The organism is Allobaculum sp., assembly GCF_047010065.1.
Lineage (GTDB): Bacteria > Bacillota_I > Bacilli_A > Erysipelotrichales > Erysipelotrichaceae > Allobaculum > Allobaculum fili.
Genome location: NZ_JBKXLD010000018.1, coordinates 1 through 15490 on the forward strand (window position 1 = coordinate 1; position 15490 = coordinate 15490).

The window sequence follows — 15490 nt, forward strand, 5'->3', positions numbered from 1 at the left end:
AACAGCTGTCTTTGAGCGTTCTGTACGTCTTGCGGACAACCAGCAGGTTGGATCCCGGGTGCTTCATCAGGTTGTAGATGAACCAGAGCGCCGTCGTCTTGGACTTCTTGGACGCTCGGCTGCCTTTGACAACCCGGTAGCGACCTTTGAAATTCCAGAACGTCTTATAGCCTTTTCCGACAATGTCCGGCAGGTAGATCTTCTCAGTCTTCAAGATCGCTTTCTCCTGCAAAGACAGGCGTAGCGACTTCCATTTCGACTTTGTCCTTGAACATGCCGTAGGCTTTGCCGATCAGTTCAAGCGCCCGGATCCGATCCTGCGTTTTGGATTTGACCTCTTTAACATCGCCATCCATCGTCAGCAGCTGATCCGTTGTTTCTTCGCGCCCGATCGCCGTCAGACGCTCCATGACCTCCTTGGCATCCATCGTGTTTTCATCGTGGATCTTAGCCAGGGCAACGTCCAAAAATTCACGGACCTTGACATTTCTCAACAGCCTTGAAGCCATTTCGGCAGCTGAAGCCTTGTTCTTCACGTTCTTGTAAACCTTCAGGTAAGCCTGAGTGGCGTTCAGGCCGTTTGCCAGGTATTCCTCACAGAACAGTTTTTGTTTTTCCGTCATAGCTCAGGCCTCCTTCCTAATCAAAAGCCTCTCGGTACAATAGAGACAGAGGTAACAGACAATGAAAATTTCAACAATGCTATATGAACAGTCTTCAGAAACACAAAGATGGGACGGAGGCTATTCTGATCAGCGATACGATATGCCTGATCGCTGCCCGAATTGCCACGTCTATGGATCTTTTTCTATCGGCGGGGCATATCAATCCCCAGATAATTCAGATCAGTCAACCTGTCTTTTTTATTGCAACCACTGCCACCAGTTTTTCGTAGCCGATTTTAATCGGGAAACTTATCAAAGAAATTCTCACAAATTGACGAGAATACACGAAGAATCTGAATCACAAACTCAATTCAGTTACATTCTTCAAGAAACATCTCGTGAATTTTGCGAAACATATCGAGAAGCGACAGAAGCAGAAAAAAGCGGATTAAAGCGTGCCGCCGGCCCAACCTATCGAAAGGCTCTTGAACACCTAGTTAAGGATTTTGCTAAGTATAACGCTCCGGGAGAAACTGATAAAATCAACCGTCAGTCTTTAATGCAGACCATCAATGACTACATTCAACATCCATCTATCTTGCAGCTTGCTAAAGCAGCCACCTGGCTCGGTAACGACCAAACTCATACAGTTCGACAGCATGAAGAATACGATCTTGAAGACCTGAAACGTTTTGTTCTGGCTACAGCAAAGTATATCGATTTAGAACTTACCGCAAGTCAAGCTCTTGAGCTTTTAGAGCAGAAGAAAGGGTAGCTTCAAAATCTATTCGTTTGTTGATATAGGACTGAATCATTTTTAAAAACTCAATATCTTTGCATTCTCGAAGTTTCGTGAGAATATCAGCTTTCTCTAACTCTGTCATATTTAACCTCCGGCGGCTATATGCCGTCCTTTTCATTGCCCTCTCAAAGGTGTACCCGATCTCATCAGAATGGTTATGAGTGTTTAGCAGGCGCTTCGGGCCTGTAGAGAATTAGAAAGGGATTAGACGATCCGGGTACACGTTTCAAAGGGCAAAAGAAAAGCCGCCCACTTCTGGACGACTTTCGACACTATCATTTTAGCACTGATATTCATGGGCACTGTGCCCACTTTAGAGCAATCCGCTTGCCTCGGCTATAGAAGGTGGAATCCGTTCAAGGCATCGATCGATTTTGTTTCTAATGCCCGTCTTCGAGTATCCAAGACTTTCACCAATCTTCCAATACCGCTCACCATGGATATACGCGCGGATGAGTACTTCTTTTGCTTCATCCTCGATCCGTTCAATGAACCGGCGGATCTGCTCAGCCTCAAAGCGATACTGCGCCGCTTTGCGCTCTGCCTCAAGCTGGTCCGAGAAGATCTCCAGATAGATCGACTCTTTCGTTTTCCCTGATCCGGATCCGCCCGGCTCTCTGTCGTAGCGGATGCCTCCAGGAGTCGCCAGATCTTCGTACTTGGCCTGAAGCATTAGTGCTTCGCGGTCCTTTTCGCGGGCCATAGCCAGCAGATCAGAGTAGGATTCAAGTCGCCGTTTTACCGATCGTACTTCGTATGCGTTCAATGCTGTTGCCTCCTCTCAGACGCGAGTCCAATGATATCCGCCTGCCGTGAGATGCGAGTTTTCAGGAAGCGAAGCTCTGCACAGCGAACTGCGACTAGCTCCTGTTTTCGCGGATCCCTCTCTAAGAGACTTGAAAACTTCTCCAGTCTCGACGCACTTGACTTTGACTTTCACGCGCGGTCGCGGTGAGCGCCTCGACAGTCTTTGGATCTTATCCTCTGGATTGACGTACTCCCAGTGAAGGCCTCCGGCTGTTCCTCCGTTGGTCAGAGCCGAAAAAAGATCAGAAATCCCCATTTCGTCCATGGCGATCGAAATAGAATCAAACTCGGTCCCCGTTTCGACACAGCGGACAGGGCGCGGACGCGATCCTCCTTTTTTTTCATCAAGCATGTCGGTTGCGGCGGCATAAGCGAGTTCCCCAGATGTCACGCGAGAAACAACCGTATCATCCAGAAGTACTACCCAGTCTCTGTACGCAAGCCGCTTTACGACTACCCTGTCGGTATTTTTAGTAGCGTTCATCTCTCATCCGCCTCCTGGTCGAGAAGGCTCGTCCAGTTCCAGATCTTCCGGTTCCAACGATGCGCCGCATCCAACGCCGCCATTTTCGTTTTGAAGACGCCTGCAATTTCTTCATCATCGATCACTACGAATCGATCTCCATACGTTTCGATTGTCATAGTTATTCCCTCTCTTCGATTTTCAGCCCGGTAAGTTCCTCGAGCTGATCGATCATCTCTTTGTATCCATGCTGTCCGTTCTGCCACTGGTCGAACATATCGACCATCGCCTCGGCAAATTCGGGCAGTCTTTTCTTTTGTCCCCAGCCGGCTTTATGCAGAAGGATGATCGCATGAGCTACCCCAAGCAGGTAACCCTTTGCGACCTCCTCGCTTCGCCGGCGCTTACGCTTCATCTTCGTCTTCCATCTGCGAGAGAAGGCAGGCGAGATCTGTGACCGTGTCCTCTACTTCGTCTTTGAGTTCAGTCTGATCTTTGTAGTACTTGGCACGAAAGGCAGCCGTTGCCAGATTCAGACCGATCTCTATTGCCATCTCATAGACTGTCATGATTCTTCTCCTCGAGATCTCCGCGATACTCCAGCGCATCTGCAATTTCGTCAGCTGTCCATTTGTGCCCGTCTGGCCGATTCGGAATAGCGATCCAGGGCGTGCCATCTTCAAGTTCACCAGACTCGATATGTCTGGCCAGCCAAATCTTTTCTTCGTTTGTCATTCGTCCTCCAGCTCCATGCGCAAATAATTCATAGCCTTATGCAGGTCTTTGTCTCTGCTCTCGCCGGGTTTGTGCCCGGCACGTGCTACGTACTTGATGACGTTACCGAGGCAAAAGTCCAGCTTCCATCCTTTGATCACGTCGATGGGCTCAGGATCCAGGCTGCGGTAGTAGTCCGGACCCGGCCTTTTCTTTTCATTCTCGTCTTCAACCAGCTCGCCTTCGTCTTTGACGTCGCAGTCACTGAGTTCCGCGCACGCCTCGTCAGAGTAGCTATCTCTTCCTTTAGGGCATCCTTCAATCATTTCCTTCTTCCTCCAAGTCGTCTTCAATCACGTCAAGCGTGTTCGGATCGATCTTCGTCGATCTGTATCCGTGCGATTCCCGATGCGTGATCCATGTACCGCTGAGATCCACCGTCAGCTCCTCGCCTCTGACGGTCTTGCCGCTCATAGACGTTCCTTCGTAGATCATTCTTCGATTCTCCAGCCCTCGCATCGTCCTGCGAGCTCTTCGATCCGGATAACGATGCCTGGTTCATCGACCCACATCTTTTTGCAGATCTCATAGACGACCTGCGAGTCGTCATCCCAGTAGCCCATGAGCGTCATGACATCCTTGAGCGTTTTCTGCATGTTGTCTGTATCCGGTCTGGTGAGCTTGTAGGTGAACAGGTCTTTCTTCAGTCTTGCCTTGAATCCCCATGTCACCTGCAGCCTGATCGGTCCGCTGATCGGCTTTTTTGGTCTGTGACTTTCAAGCCCTTCGCGAAGCCGTCTCTCCCACTCGATCAGACTTTTTGTTTTGTAAGTCCTCCGGTTTGAGTAGCGTGTCCCGCTCTGGTGTGTTACCCTGGCCGGCTGTCCGGGAATCCAGATGTTTATGCTTTTCATCAGAACGGGAAATCTCCTTCGTCAAACTTAGGAGCAGGATCTCCAAATCCGTACTGCGAGTCTGACTGCTGGTATCCAAATGAAGGCTGTTGCTGCACAGATCCGGATGCTTTCTTCGACTCCAGGAATACGATTTCCTGAGCCAGCACATCTGTTGTGTAAATTTTCTGACCTTGCTGATTGGTGTAGCTTCCTGTCTGGATCGATCCACCAATCGCAATCAGTGAGCCTTTGCTCATGTATTTGGCCAGATTATCGGCTGTCTTCCCGAAAGCCTTGCAGCGGATAAAATCCGCGGATGGTTGGCCTTCACTCTTTGTCCTTCGATCGACAGCAAGGGTGAAAGAGCAGATGCTCTTCCCACCCTGTGACTGTCGAAGTTCGGGATCTTTTGTAAGCCTCCCGATCAGGACAACGCGATTCATGCGTTCACCTTTGAGATCTCCTCATGGAGATCTTTCAGAAGCTCCCTGACCTGCGTGAGGTCAGTCGTTGTATCTCTCACGTGCTGGCGAACTGCCGCCTTCACGTACCCATCCAGTGCATCACTGAGCGATCCAAAGTATCCGATTGTCACGTCGGAAGCTTTGATATAGTCCGGAGTTTCAATCTTTCGCACCTGGTGCAGTGAATATCCGGTTCGATCTGCGTCAATCAGAAATCCATTGTTCAACTGAAGCATCATTTTCCTCCTAAGATCTCTTCTCTAAGCCTGCGCGCTTCTTCAAGGCTTTCAGGCGTTGATGGCTCTGCCGGTATCTTGTCGTACCAGTCTGGCGTGCCTTTGCGATCTCCCACCAGGCCCCGATCTGGATACAGGCGTTTGTATACCTTCTTGTGTTTGTTGCCGCCCAAGCTGTACTGGATCATTCTGATTCGCTCTTTATCGCTCTGGCACTTGTCCAGCGCTTCACGCCAGGACTTGAGCGTCGATGCTGTTGGCGGCTGCTCAAATCGGTCATACAGCTGCTCCAGCAGCTGCCGGACATTGTCGGATGATTCCGGAAACGATGTGGCGATCATCTTCTTTTTTTCGTGGGAAACCGGAGCAGTTTCGCAGTTAGTTAGTAAGTAATTCTCTCTTTCTTTAATTCTTTCATTCTTGTTTGCTGTCATCGGTCGGTCATCGGTCGGTCGCTGGTCGGTCATCGGTCGGTCAAAAGGTCGGTCGCTGTCTTGATAAATCGAGTAATTATTTACCTTAAGTACGGTAAAATTCGCCTTTTTTACGTCTGTCACTTTGTCGGTCACTTTTTCAACGTCTCCAGTGCTGTACAAATGCCCAAGTGCAGTTCTTACTTGCCGTTCTGATAGCCCTGTTTGCTCTGCCAAATGAGGTATAGAGGTAACCAGACAGCCGGCAGGGATAAAGAACCCCTGCCACTTTTTTGCTGTGTGGTTTGCCCGTCGTATCAAATGCTGGAAGAGATGGGCAGTAAGCGGCTTCTTGTACCATTCCCAGTCTTCGATTTTCCGATACGACTTCACCCATCCTCTATCCATATCTACTGCAGCTCTTCGGCCGCCATTGCCTCTTGCAGCAGCTCGATCAGGATTGCGGCTTCTTCCTTCGTCACCGTGATCCCTTTGAGCGGCTTATCGCCTCGCCACTGGCGAATGTCAATTACTGACTTGCGGCCATTCCAGCTGCCGATATTCACCTGCTTTGAGTACTCATCGTTACAGCTGATCTTTCCAACGTGGGACTCAATGTCAAAATTGATCGTCATGGTTCACCTCAAAGAACTTCGCCGTCGGCATTAATCTTCAGCGGCTCTGGTTCTTTTGCTTTTCCCTCCGCATTGAGGATCTGCTGTGTATCAAAGTTTCCCACTTCATCGTGCTCAATCTGTGCAGGCTCTGGCTCTGGCTGTGCCTGGTTGAAATCAATGATTTCTGTGTAGTCAGCCTCAACGACTTCGGACCCAGCTACGTCTTTTTCGATCCCTTTCTGCATATCTACAGACATCGGCGCCCACTTGCTGATCAGCTGGCGGAGCATGGTTTTATAGGCCATAGTGTCGAAGTCTTTGTACCAGAATGATGAGAAACGCCACATATCTTCCTGAGGGATTTCATTATTCTGAACCTTTTTGAACGCCTCCTTGCTGAAGGCTTTAGAGTACTTATCAGCATGGTTCAGCATTTCTTCATAGGTCATGTAGATCGCCTTACGGAACCCATTGGTGAGCTCAAAGAAGGCGTAGTAGCCAACAGTTTTTGCCTGTGATCGGTCCGGAATGAGCTTATAGTGGAGCTCTTCGTCAAACGGGTCCCACGAGATTAACTCGCCTTCTTTTACGCTGGTGACATTAATGCGTCTGAAAAAACCTGACCGCTGGGCAAGCTGAATGTATCCTTTATAGCCGAGCTGAAACTGTGCTTCCTTATGCTCTGGAATCCAGCTTCCGTCATCCGCCTTCTTCGCTTTGACTTTGTATGGAACCATATAGAAGTATCCAAGCTGGGGTGAAGGCGGCAGCTTAAGAGAGTCGCCGAGAAGAGCCGAGCTGATGATCGAGTTCGGCTCACAGTCTTTTAAACTCGGATTTGTAGATACTGCCGAGATCAGGGACGATACAAATGTTTCGCGTTTGGCAGCACTGCCAAGAGTCTGTTCAATGCTGTTCAGGACGCCTGGTGCTTTCACATACTGGGCAAATGTTTTAGGCTTTGCATGTGTAGTTGAGGTTGCCCCTGCAGATTTAGAGAGGGCGCCAATATTTCTAGGGGTTGTCATTTCGATTTTTTCTCCTTTTTCTTGGTGATTCTCAGGGTTCTGTTTTCAGCCTGGCTGCTGTACTGGTCATAGAGGTTAGGATGATCTTTCTTGAGCGCTTTGGAATCGAACATTGTTCGCGTAGCGGCTTTCCACGTGACGTTGTAACTTTCGGATCTGCCCGTTTCACTGGACCCAAGGTCCGCCCGGATTAGGTTTTCAATCGTGCTCACACGGTCCTTCATTTCATCGATTGACGCTTTAAGCTCACTCCGCTCATCGAGCAGGCTCTCGAAACCTTGCAGGTCTACAACCGGAGTAGAAGAGTCGGCAGGGTTGAGCTGTTTCAAAGTGTCTTGGGTGGAGTCTGATCCATCAACTTCCGGCGGAGTTTTCGACTCTACAAGCTCCCAGAAGGCTTTTTCCGACTCAATCAGCGCTTGAATATCATCTTCGACACCTGGATCTGACCGATCGATCGTAAAGACATGGAAGTTTCTACCGAAAATAAGTGTTGCCAGATACATGCGGTCAAAGCCACATACAGCCATGTAGTGGAGGCACTGGCAGTAGTAATGCATCGGGATATCGCCCTTCATATAGGAGTCATCAGCGAAGATGTTTGCCGTCTTGCATTCCAGTCCGGCATTTTCACCAACTACCTTCCTGTCAATATTCGCCAGCATCCAGGGATGTTCTTCTGACTGAAAACTGTAGCCCGATCTCCGAACCCGCTTTCCTGTCTCTTCGCAGAACCGTTTTGCGACGTAACCTTCAAAGTCTCTGCCCTGCCGCATGCTCTCTGAATCTCGATTGTCTGGTTCCAGAAGGCCAGTCTTTTCTGCCCACAAGGTAAATGGGCTTTCCCATTTGTTCAGGCCCATTGCAGCTCCCGCGTCGCTGCCACCAATGCCTTTGTTTCGCTGTCGCAGCCATTCGTCATGACTGTCTGAGAGTCTGTGTTTAATTGGTTTCATGAATTCCTTTCTGTTAAAATTTGAATGATTTTTTAATTGGAATGCCGCTTTGCCGAGCGGCCTTGGCTCTTCTGATTGCCGTCAGAAGAGCTTTTTTTCATCGGTCACCACCGGTCTTTTCCGTCATGTCACTGAGCGCCATCGATCCGATGTAGCTGGATACGGCAATCGCGAACGTAGCCATGAAAAGCCAGATATTGCATGGCTCGCCAGTGATCCACTCGCCGTCGATCAGGCCGGCCATGGCCAGTGCTGACAGGGCGAATATAGCGCCCAGGAAGTGGGCGGCTCTGGTCAGTGCTTTTTTCCTGTTGGCGCCGCGCTGGAGATGCGAATAGTTCATGATCCAACATCCTCTCTTTCAATCGTTGGCAGGATGCCATTCGATTTGAGCAGGTCGTAAATGAACAGACGACCTTTCTGCGTCCAGCAAGTCCGTACTTTTGAATGGATCATTCCGTCAGATCCTGTATATGGATCCGTCTTTGTCTGTGTGTACCCTTCTGCTGCGTACTTCTGATAGAGCAGCCAAACGCTGCCCTGCTTGAACTGGATCCCCTTTTCGTGCAGGAAGTCATTCAACCATCTGCCGGATTTTCCAAAGTCTTTTGCGATCTTGCTGACGCTCAGCAGATCTTTACAGTTCAGAACGACGTCGTAGTAGCTTGCTTTGGGCTGAAGCTCTGCAATCTGCTGTGTCTGAACTGCGTTCTGCACCTCAAGTGCCTTCCTGGCTTCCCGCTCTGCCTTGAGATCCTGCAGAAGGCGGATCCCGAAGTCCGGATCACCCAGGATCCGGTCGATTGTGGCATCAGTCGCGTATGCTCCGTGCTTGCGGATCTGCGGCAGGACCTCCGATGTCACCCAGCGTTTGAATCGCTTTGCGTCTGGCAGCTTCGATCCAAGGATCAGGCTGTACAGTCCTGACTCGTTGATGACCTTCATTTCTCGTCTCTGACCTGAGTCGGCGAATTGCCGGGTCAGCTTGTCTTCATCGTCGACATGTTTTTTAAGAGCGTCAGCGGTGTCTCTGTACCCAAGTACCACCGCCACGTCTTTACCGACGAAGTACGGTTCATCGTCGATCGTCAGCGTTCGGATCTGCGATCCGTCAAAGACGAAGTTCTGAATTTCGTTCATGTTTTTCTCCTTCCTATGCATTGGCTCGCCAGCGCTTGATTGCGCCCTGGAGCTGAAAAGCCTTGATGATGTCGTCCGTCAGGTAGCCAAGGGACGGGTACTTTTTGATTTCTGAGCGCTTCAGGATTTTGTATACCGTCGCTCTCGGCTTCTCGATAACCCGGCAGATATCGCAGGGGCGAAGATAAGGCATCTCGAGAATCGCCAGCCTTTCACGTGGAGTCATTAGAAGCTCCTCCTAGTCATGGCAGAAGCGCTCATACGGGACCTTCAAAACTCTGCAAATCCGAAAGTACTCTTCTGCGGTGCACTTCGATTTACCGGCAAGGATCCGTGATAGCCTTGTCTCATCGATTTCTGCCTGCTCCGAGATATAGCGCTGTTTCAATCCCTTGCTTTCGATGAAGTCTTTGAGCTCATTGGAATAAAACATTTGCAAATCTTCCTTCCTAGCAATCGTTATTAACGTGTTTCTCGTTGCATCTTTAATATATACCGCGTTTATCGTTATTACAACAATTAGTATTGTAATTCCCGCTATTTTTTTAGCGAGTTTCTCGATATAATTCGAGATAGAAAGGAAGGTTGATATGAACAGTTACCTTATTTCCTGCTTAAAGGCTGGAAGAAAAGCATGCGGTCTTACCCAGACTCAGGCAGCTAAAAAGGTTGGTATCAAGCAAACAACCTTATCTGGCTACGAGAACGGCGTTTCAGAGCCTGAGATAGATAAACTTATTGAGCTGTTTAAGCTGTATAAACTCGATTACAGAAAAATTCTGGAAACCGCATATCAAATTGACACAGATGGGACCTCACCGCTTAGCCCGGAAAGCGAAGTTTTAATCAGAAAAATCGATCAGTTAAAGGATTGGGAACGCCAAATCGTGACTGATCTGGTTAACGGATTCATTGATAGTCAGATCGAGAAATGTGAAGCGATTCCTATTGCCTCTTACATCCATCGGCCTTACCACTTCATTGCATCATCCGCAGGAACAGGCAATTATTTAGACGATGACAGCTTCCAAATGATCCGTATAAAGGAAACTCCAGAATCCGAACAGTCAGATTACGTTGTTCGGGTAGATGGCCGCTCAATGGAACCGAAGTATTACGACGGCGATTTGGTCCTTGTAAAAAAACAAGACGCTGTAGACGATGGAGAAATCGGCATCTTCTGCGTAGACGGCGATTCCTATATCAAACAAAAAAAGCCGGGATATCTTCATTCGATCAATCCCGACTATGACGATGTACAGCTGAATGAATTTTCTTCCGCATACACTCTTGGAAAAGTGATTGGAAAAGCAGAAGTTTAGCTGCAGGCAATAAAACGCCCTGGAAGTGGCAGCTCCCAGGGTAAAATCAGCCTTCCCAGTGATAGAAAGGACATAGATATTATGGCAATTCTCAGAGAGAAACACAAAGGCCGCTGGCGATATCGCTGGCAGTCTTACTATACAGATCCGGCAGGAAAGAAGAAGCGAAAGTCCTCGAAATGGTTCGCATCCAAGGCAGAAGCTGAAAAGGATCTGAAAGAATTTCAGGGTGATCCCAAGAAAGAGACCCGATCCAGACGTTCAATGCGCTCCGTTTATGAAGAGTGGGTAGAGTTCACAAAAAGCCGAAACGTTGCTGAAACAACTAAAGAGAAACACAGAGTTTTTGAGTTCTATTTCTCCGATCTGGAGGATTTGAATATTTACGAAATCACCCCGCTGACAATCAAAAAAATCTTTGAGCATGAAAATTTCCTTGAACTTTCTACCAGCAGGAAGAACAAACTGCACGGCTATTTGAAAGCCACATTCGATTATGCGATGACGTATTACGATCTGCCATCTAATCCGATGACTAAGATTCCACGGTTTCAGAAGACAACATTGGAACGCCTGACTGATCCAACCATTTTCTCCCCCGATCAGTTCAATTCATTTCTTGAAGCGATTCCGCCAGACCGCAAAGTTTATCGCAACCTTTTTTTCCTTCTGTATTGGACAGGATTGCGATTTAACGAAGCAATCTCACTTACCTTTGCAGATTTGTCTGGAACAAAGCTCCGAATCCACAGGCAGTGGAACACCCGGGAAAAACGGTGGTCCACTCTGAAAACAATCGGATCCGCCAGGACAATTTCTCTTGATGCGGATCTGATTGCTGTTATCGATGACCAAAGGCGGGAATATTGCGACCTGCCTCGTTTCTCTCAAGATTGGTTTATCTTCGGTGGAGTTCGGCCTGTCTCGTACACTACCTCCGAGCGGGTAAAGAATCAGGCTTGTGACGATGCCGCTCTTCCCCGTTGCAAAATCCATAGTTTCCGACATGCTCACGCTTCAAATCTGATTGCTGCAGGCGTTCCACTTTTCATGATTTCGAAGCGGCTTGGACATGCATCGGTATCGATGACTAGTGATATCTATGGCCATCTTTTGAATAATGATGACACAGAAATTCTGAAAGCCATCGCACATAAGCAATAAAAAATCGCACATAAATCGCACATTGGGCATAAAAAAAGACCCGAAAGGCTTTACCTATCGGGTTAATTTACTAGTGGTGCGGACGATGCGAGTCGAACGCACACGGGTTGCCCCACTGCCGCCTGAAGACAGCGTGTCTGCCATTTCACCACGTCCGCATATGCGCTTTGTTTCAACGCTTTGATATTATAGCATGCGAAATCAGAACTGGAAGACCAAAGTACATTTAAATTCTAAAGATTTTCTAAACAAAATGCCCGGTTCACTTGTTCTGTTCCCTGAACGGAACGAGAAAACGGGCTTGTGCCTCTATGTGGACGTCTGGATCTGGATTTTTCTTTTGCTTTTTCCTTTGGCCAAGAGCGGATAACAGAAAAGAGACGGCATAGATCGACGAAAAGGTCGATGCCGTCTCTTTTATTTATTCAGGGATTTCGAAGATTCGTCTTTTCTTTTGCAACGGAATCCAGCTAGTCGAGATCCTGTCCAATGTCGGAACGATGAATCAGATCGGAGCAGTGAATGGCGTCTGCGGATTCCTGTACTTTTGCACAGGCTCCGGCAAGCGTTTCGTCTACGCGGGTAAGAATAAGTACGCGTCCGCCGTCCGTAAGGATCCGGCCGTTTTCTCCGACTTTTGCGTGGTTGTAGTTGATGATGCCTTCAAAGTCTTCATCCATCACAATCGGCGCATCGTGGGAATCGGTCTGCGGATAGTCCTTGCCGGCCAGAACAACGGAAACTGCTACTTTCGGCCGCCATTCGAGATTTACCGGTTTGCCTTCCTGCAGATCGAACCAGGCTTTGGCCAGATCGCTGCGCAGAAGCTGCAGATAGGAAACCGCACCGGTTTCTGAAAGACCCGGTTTCATGTTTACGCAGACCAGACCGTGATCGGTCAGCACAAATTCACCGGTCAGAAGACCGTTGTAGTCCACGCCACGTTTCTGGATCACCTTGAAGAACGGAACCATAATTCGCTCAACGGCTTCCTGGGCGTGTTCATGACTGATCGGACCTCTGGCGCTGCATACCGCGCCCATTCCTTTGGCCTGCGGATCGTCTTCATGTTCATAAATACCGCGCATCACAATATAAGGAAGAAGCGGAACCACACGGGCCTTATAAACCATAACCGGCAGATTAAAGCGGCGGCCTTCTTTAAATTCAGAAACCATGACGCGGGTACGTCCATTTCCAAACCATTCTTCCAGCAGATCCAGCGCTTCGTCTTCGTTATACGGAATGGCGAACCGTTTTTCGCCTTCCACTTCCTTCAGTACGAACGGGCATGGAAATTCTTCCACAAACTTTCGTGCTTCTTCAATCGTATTCAGCATGCGGAAATCCGCTACCGGAATATCGTTTTCCTGCATAATCTTGGCCCAGAGCGGCTTGTCATCAATCATATGACAGGCTTTGATATCCGGGGCCAGAACATTCCATCCACGGCTGGAGAGACTGTCTCCCCATCCCTTGCGGATGAGATCCTCATCACAGAGAATGACCAGATCTGGTTCAAACTCCACCAGCGTTCCAAAAATGTCTTCAGGATTATAGTTATCCGGGAGCTCTTCTACCGACTGCTCAAACTGAACCGTTCCCGGATTTCCGGGGACGACGAGTACTTCATTACTGCCGCGGCATTCCAGAAGCGAACCCAGAGCTTGTTCTTTCGCATTTTCACCAATAACAATTATTTTCATACACCAATCTCCTCTGTTCAGGTTTGCCATTTCTGCAATTCATATTACCATGTGCATTTTCCCTGACCGCAGATCCTGCTAACTCCTGTTCAGTTTGTCATATTTGAGGAAAGATATTTTTAACTGATGCAAAGGAATTTTAGGAAGGGCAATCTGTCCACAGTATGCGCCGTCCTTTTTTGTCTATTCTTTCCTACGCTCACGTTTCATCTTATCCGTATACTTTCATCCAGCTTTTCTTACTTTTCAAAAAAGGCCGGTTCATAAAGTCTTTTCTTCGGGTATCCGAAGAAGACGAACTTTAAACAGCCTTAAGATTGTACGACAGATCGTCATAATCTTTGTGATTTTTAGTGCATCCGTTTTCAAACCGCCTGTTTTGTCCTGCCGAACGCCTGAATCGATTCCGATCGCACCCCCTGAACGTACACGGGGAAAACGTTCAGTTCTGTCATTTTGTCAGAAAAGAGCGTGCGCGGCTCAGAATTCTGTTACATTGATATATACCTTTTCCTGTCCGGACGATGCGTTTCCTTCACTTTGAAAAACGATCGCCGGCCGTTTAAAAAAGCAGGCAGACCGCAAACCTTTCCGCAAAATCTGCGCTGCCAGAAAGGAGAACCTGTGAATTCTGAACCGTCCAAATCCAGCCCTTCTTTACAGGAGCCGGCTGCCCAGAAGAAGGCTTCGAAAAAAGCTTCCAGAAAACAATCCCGGCCGGCAAACCGGAACAGAAACCGGCGTAGAAATCGGATTCTGCTTCTGATTGCGCTGATTGCCGCCGCCGTTGCGGGTTTCTATCTGCTTTTCAAGGCGCTGAACCCGATCAGCCTGGCTTCCGAAGTCTATGTGGCTGAATATACCGAGTCGTTTAACTCCAAAGGAAACCTGAAATCGGTCTTCCTGGATTCCGAAGACAAAGTCACATTTAAAGGCTCAGTAGATAAAGATAAAATCGGCACTTACGATGCCGCCTATGTGTATAAAGGAAAAGAATATCCGTTTCTCGTTGAAGTAAAGGATACGAAAGACCCCGAGCTCGAAGTCCACGATCTGACCATTACGACCAATGAGAATCTGACGCCGCGCATGTTCGTGACATCGTGTTCCGATCCGTCCAACTATTCCCTGAAAATGACCGGCGATGACCCCAAGCGCCGCGAAGGGTCCTATGAAATCACCATTACAGCCCGGGATGACTACGAAAACGAAACCAGCAAGACCGTCAAGCTGACCCGCGTCAACGATACCCATCCTCCGGTCATTGAAAACTTCACCGAAAGCATTGAGCTGCTCCAGGGAAAACCGTATCCCGCCGAACAGCTGATCATTACGGATGACTATGACGAAAAGCCTTCCGTACACATCGATACTTCGGCGCTGAATACGGAAGCCCCGGGTTCCTATCCGGTTACCATTCGTCTCATTGACCATTCCGGCAACGAACAGACGTATTCGCAGACGGTTACCGTAAAGGAAAATCCAAACTACGGAAAGAAACTGGTGTATCTGACCTTCGAAGAAGGTCCGTCCAGCCAGACCGACGCCATTCTGGACGCTCTGGAACGCAATAACGTCAAAGCGACCTTCTTTGTTACGGCGGAGCATCCAGAATCCGCCGATAAGATCCGCAAAATTGCGGATGCGGGCCATTCGCTGGGCCTGATGTCCTATTCCAACAATCCTTCGGCCATCTACAAATCCGAAGACGCGTATTTCAAGGATCTGGACAAAATTTCCAGTCTGGTCCGTGAAGAAACCGGTCAGGATGTCAAACTGATCCGCTTCCCGGAAGGATCCGGCAACACGGTCGTTCCCGGCACGGGAATCATGTCCGATCTCGTTCGTGCCGTCAGCCAGAAAGGCTACATGTACTGCGACTGGAACGCGGATTCCAACGACTGGTATGACGTGAACATCGATCCAAATACGCTGATCAACACCTGTCTCCAGCATATGACAGCCTATCAGCTGGTCGTCCGCTTCCACGACTCGCCCGACCAGTCCACGACTGCCCAGGCGCTCGATGCGATCATTCAGAACTATCGGGACAACGGCTATTCTTTTGAAGTCATTGATGAAACGACGATCCTTCCGCATCAGGTTGTCATGAACTGATACGAATTTTCTGAGCTGCTCTGTGATTTTTCGCAGAGC

At 48.7% G+C, this 15490-nt stretch carries 26 protein-coding genes and 1 tRNA gene; 4 read left to right on the top strand and 23 right to left on the bottom strand.

All coding sequences use genetic code 11. The features are described 5' to 3' along the window. Together ACLUYS_RS02850 and ACLUYS_RS02855 are read right to left on the bottom strand one after the other, a co-directional pair. A partial coding sequence (locus tag ACLUYS_RS02850) for a phage terminase large subunit (protein WP_412658984.1) occupies positions 1-214 on the bottom strand: 214 nt, incomplete at its 3' end. Beyond that, the gene (locus tag ACLUYS_RS02855) at positions 204-623 is read right to left on the bottom strand and encodes a terminase small subunit (RefSeq protein ID WP_412658985.1); all 420 of its coding nucleotides are present in this window, start codon (positions 621-623) and stop codon (positions 204-206) included. The genes ACLUYS_RS02850 and ACLUYS_RS02855, both read right to left, overlap by 11 nt. Positions 624-684: 61 nt before the next feature. Here ACLUYS_RS02855 and ACLUYS_RS02860 point away from each other — a divergent pair, with 61 nt between their 5' ends. Then, on the top strand, positions 685-1380 hold the full coding sequence (locus tag ACLUYS_RS02860) for a DUF4145 domain-containing protein (protein WP_412658987.1): 696 nt from the start codon (positions 685-687) through the stop codon (positions 1378-1380). 340 nt (positions 1381-1720) lie between these two features. Here ACLUYS_RS02860 and ACLUYS_RS02865 read toward each other — a convergent pair whose 3' ends face one another. The 19 genes from ACLUYS_RS02865 to ACLUYS_RS02955 form a co-directional block, all read right to left on the bottom strand. After that, entirely contained in the window at positions 1721-2173 is a 453-nt protein-coding gene (locus ACLUYS_RS02865) for a hypothetical protein (protein ID WP_412658988.1), read from the bottom strand. A 15-nt stretch (positions 2174-2188) separates the two neighbouring features. Beyond that, positions 2189-2698, bottom strand: a complete 510-nt coding sequence (locus ACLUYS_RS02870; RefSeq protein ID WP_412658989.1) for a hypothetical protein — start codon at positions 2696-2698, stop codon at positions 2189-2191. Further along, on the bottom strand, positions 2695-2856 hold the full coding sequence (locus tag ACLUYS_RS02875; protein ID WP_412658990.1) for a hypothetical protein: 162 nt from the start codon (positions 2854-2856) through the stop codon (positions 2695-2697). The genes ACLUYS_RS02870 and ACLUYS_RS02875 overlap by 4 nt, the downstream gene beginning before the upstream one ends. 2 nt (positions 2857-2858) lie before the next feature. Beyond that, the gene (locus ACLUYS_RS02880; protein WP_412658992.1) at positions 2859-3092 is read right to left on the bottom strand and encodes a hypothetical protein; all 234 of its coding nucleotides are present in this window, start codon (positions 3090-3092) and stop codon (positions 2859-2861) included. Next, positions 3082-3246, bottom strand: a complete 165-nt coding sequence (locus ACLUYS_RS02885) for a hypothetical protein (protein WP_412658994.1) — start codon at positions 3244-3246, stop codon at positions 3082-3084. Before ACLUYS_RS02885 ends, ACLUYS_RS02880 begins: the two co-directional genes overlap by 11 nt. Then, a complete protein-coding gene (locus ACLUYS_RS02890) occupies positions 3233-3412 on the bottom strand; it encodes a hypothetical protein (RefSeq protein ID WP_412658995.1) in 180 nt (59 codons plus the stop codon). Before ACLUYS_RS02890 ends, ACLUYS_RS02885 begins: the two co-directional genes overlap by 14 nt. Then, the gene (locus ACLUYS_RS02895) at positions 3409-3717 is read right to left on the bottom strand and encodes a DUF3310 domain-containing protein (RefSeq protein WP_412658997.1); all 309 of its coding nucleotides are present in this window, start codon (positions 3715-3717) and stop codon (positions 3409-3411) included. Before ACLUYS_RS02895 ends, ACLUYS_RS02890 begins: the two co-directional genes overlap by 4 nt. Further along, on the bottom strand, positions 3710-3886 hold the full coding sequence (locus ACLUYS_RS02900) for a hypothetical protein (RefSeq protein ID WP_412658999.1): 177 nt from the start codon (positions 3884-3886) through the stop codon (positions 3710-3712). Before ACLUYS_RS02900 ends, ACLUYS_RS02895 begins: the two co-directional genes overlap by 8 nt. Continuing rightward, a complete protein-coding gene (locus ACLUYS_RS02905; protein WP_412659001.1) occupies positions 3883-4305 on the bottom strand; it encodes a RusA family crossover junction endodeoxyribonuclease in 423 nt (140 codons plus the stop codon). Before ACLUYS_RS02905 ends, ACLUYS_RS02900 begins: the two co-directional genes overlap by 4 nt. Beyond that, positions 4305-4730, bottom strand: coding sequence for a single-stranded DNA-binding protein (locus ACLUYS_RS02910; protein ID WP_412659003.1), 426 nt, complete (start codon positions 4728-4730; stop codon positions 4305-4307). The genes ACLUYS_RS02905 and ACLUYS_RS02910 overlap by 1 nt, the downstream gene beginning before the upstream one ends. Beyond that, positions 4727-4987 (bottom strand): hypothetical protein, encoded by a 261-nt coding sequence (locus ACLUYS_RS02915; protein WP_412659005.1) that lies wholly within the window; start codon positions 4985-4987, stop codon positions 4727-4729. The genes ACLUYS_RS02910 and ACLUYS_RS02915 overlap by 4 nt, the downstream gene beginning before the upstream one ends. Beyond that, entirely contained in the window at positions 4987-5808 is an 822-nt protein-coding gene (locus ACLUYS_RS02920) for a hypothetical protein (RefSeq protein ID WP_412659007.1), read from the bottom strand. The genes ACLUYS_RS02915 and ACLUYS_RS02920 overlap by 1 nt, the downstream gene beginning before the upstream one ends. A gap of 2 nt (positions 5809-5810) precedes the next feature. Further along, positions 5811-6035: a PC4/YdbC family ssDNA-binding protein gene (locus ACLUYS_RS02925; RefSeq protein ID WP_412659008.1), complete on the bottom strand. Its 225-nt coding sequence runs from the start codon at positions 6033-6035 to the stop codon at positions 5811-5813. Positions 6036-6043: 8 nt separating this feature from the next. Further along, positions 6044-7045, bottom strand: coding sequence for a recombinase RecT (locus ACLUYS_RS02930; protein WP_412659010.1), 1002 nt, complete (start codon positions 7043-7045; stop codon positions 6044-6046). After that, positions 7042-8001: a YqaJ viral recombinase family protein gene (locus ACLUYS_RS02935; RefSeq protein ID WP_412659012.1), complete on the bottom strand. Its 960-nt coding sequence runs from the start codon at positions 7999-8001 to the stop codon at positions 7042-7044. The genes ACLUYS_RS02930 and ACLUYS_RS02935 overlap by 4 nt, the downstream gene beginning before the upstream one ends. Positions 8002-8098: 97 nt before the next feature. Further along, on the bottom strand, positions 8099-8344 hold the full coding sequence (locus tag ACLUYS_RS02940) for a hypothetical protein (protein ID WP_412659014.1): 246 nt from the start codon (positions 8342-8344) through the stop codon (positions 8099-8101). Beyond that, positions 8341-9141: a phage antirepressor KilAC domain-containing protein gene (locus ACLUYS_RS02945; RefSeq protein WP_412659016.1), complete on the bottom strand. Its 801-nt coding sequence runs from the start codon at positions 9139-9141 to the stop codon at positions 8341-8343. Before ACLUYS_RS02945 ends, ACLUYS_RS02940 begins: the two co-directional genes overlap by 4 nt. A 13-nt stretch (positions 9142-9154) precedes the next feature. Further along, the gene (locus ACLUYS_RS02950; protein ID WP_412659018.1) at positions 9155-9367 is read right to left on the bottom strand and encodes a hypothetical protein; all 213 of its coding nucleotides are present in this window, start codon (positions 9365-9367) and stop codon (positions 9155-9157) included. A 12-nt stretch (positions 9368-9379) separates the two neighbouring features. Continuing rightward, positions 9380-9574: a helix-turn-helix domain-containing protein gene (locus tag ACLUYS_RS02955; RefSeq protein ID WP_412659019.1), complete on the bottom strand. Its 195-nt coding sequence runs from the start codon at positions 9572-9574 to the stop codon at positions 9380-9382. Between the two features lie 157 nt (positions 9575-9731). On the opposite strand from ACLUYS_RS02955, the gene ACLUYS_RS02960 reads away from it, so the two are divergent. After that, the gene (locus ACLUYS_RS02960; RefSeq protein WP_412659021.1) at positions 9732-10463 is read left to right on the top strand and encodes a S24 family peptidase; all 732 of its coding nucleotides are present in this window, start codon (positions 9732-9734) and stop codon (positions 10461-10463) included. 81 nt (positions 10464-10544) lie between these two features. After that, positions 10545-11627: a tyrosine-type recombinase/integrase gene (locus tag ACLUYS_RS02965; RefSeq protein ID WP_412659022.1), complete on the top strand. Its 1083-nt coding sequence runs from the start codon at positions 10545-10547 to the stop codon at positions 11625-11627. A 74-nt stretch (positions 11628-11701) separates the two neighbouring features. Here the strand turns inward: ACLUYS_RS02965 and ACLUYS_RS02970 are convergent. Together ACLUYS_RS02970 and ACLUYS_RS02975 are read right to left on the bottom strand one after the other, a co-directional pair. Next, positions 11702-11785, bottom strand: a tRNA-Leu gene (locus ACLUYS_RS02970). A 312-nt stretch (positions 11786-12097) separates the two neighbouring features. Further along, positions 12098-13333, bottom strand: a complete 1236-nt coding sequence (locus ACLUYS_RS02975) for a phosphoribosylglycinamide synthetase C domain-containing protein (protein ID WP_230266932.1) — start codon at positions 13331-13333, stop codon at positions 12098-12100. Positions 13334-13957: 624 nt separating this feature from the next. On the opposite strand from ACLUYS_RS02975, the gene ACLUYS_RS02980 reads away from it, so the two are divergent. Beyond that, positions 13958-15451: a polysaccharide deacetylase family protein gene (locus tag ACLUYS_RS02980; RefSeq protein ID WP_412659024.1), complete on the top strand. Its 1494-nt coding sequence runs from the start codon at positions 13958-13960 to the stop codon at positions 15449-15451. The last annotated feature ends 39 nt before the right edge of the window (positions 15452-15490 follow it).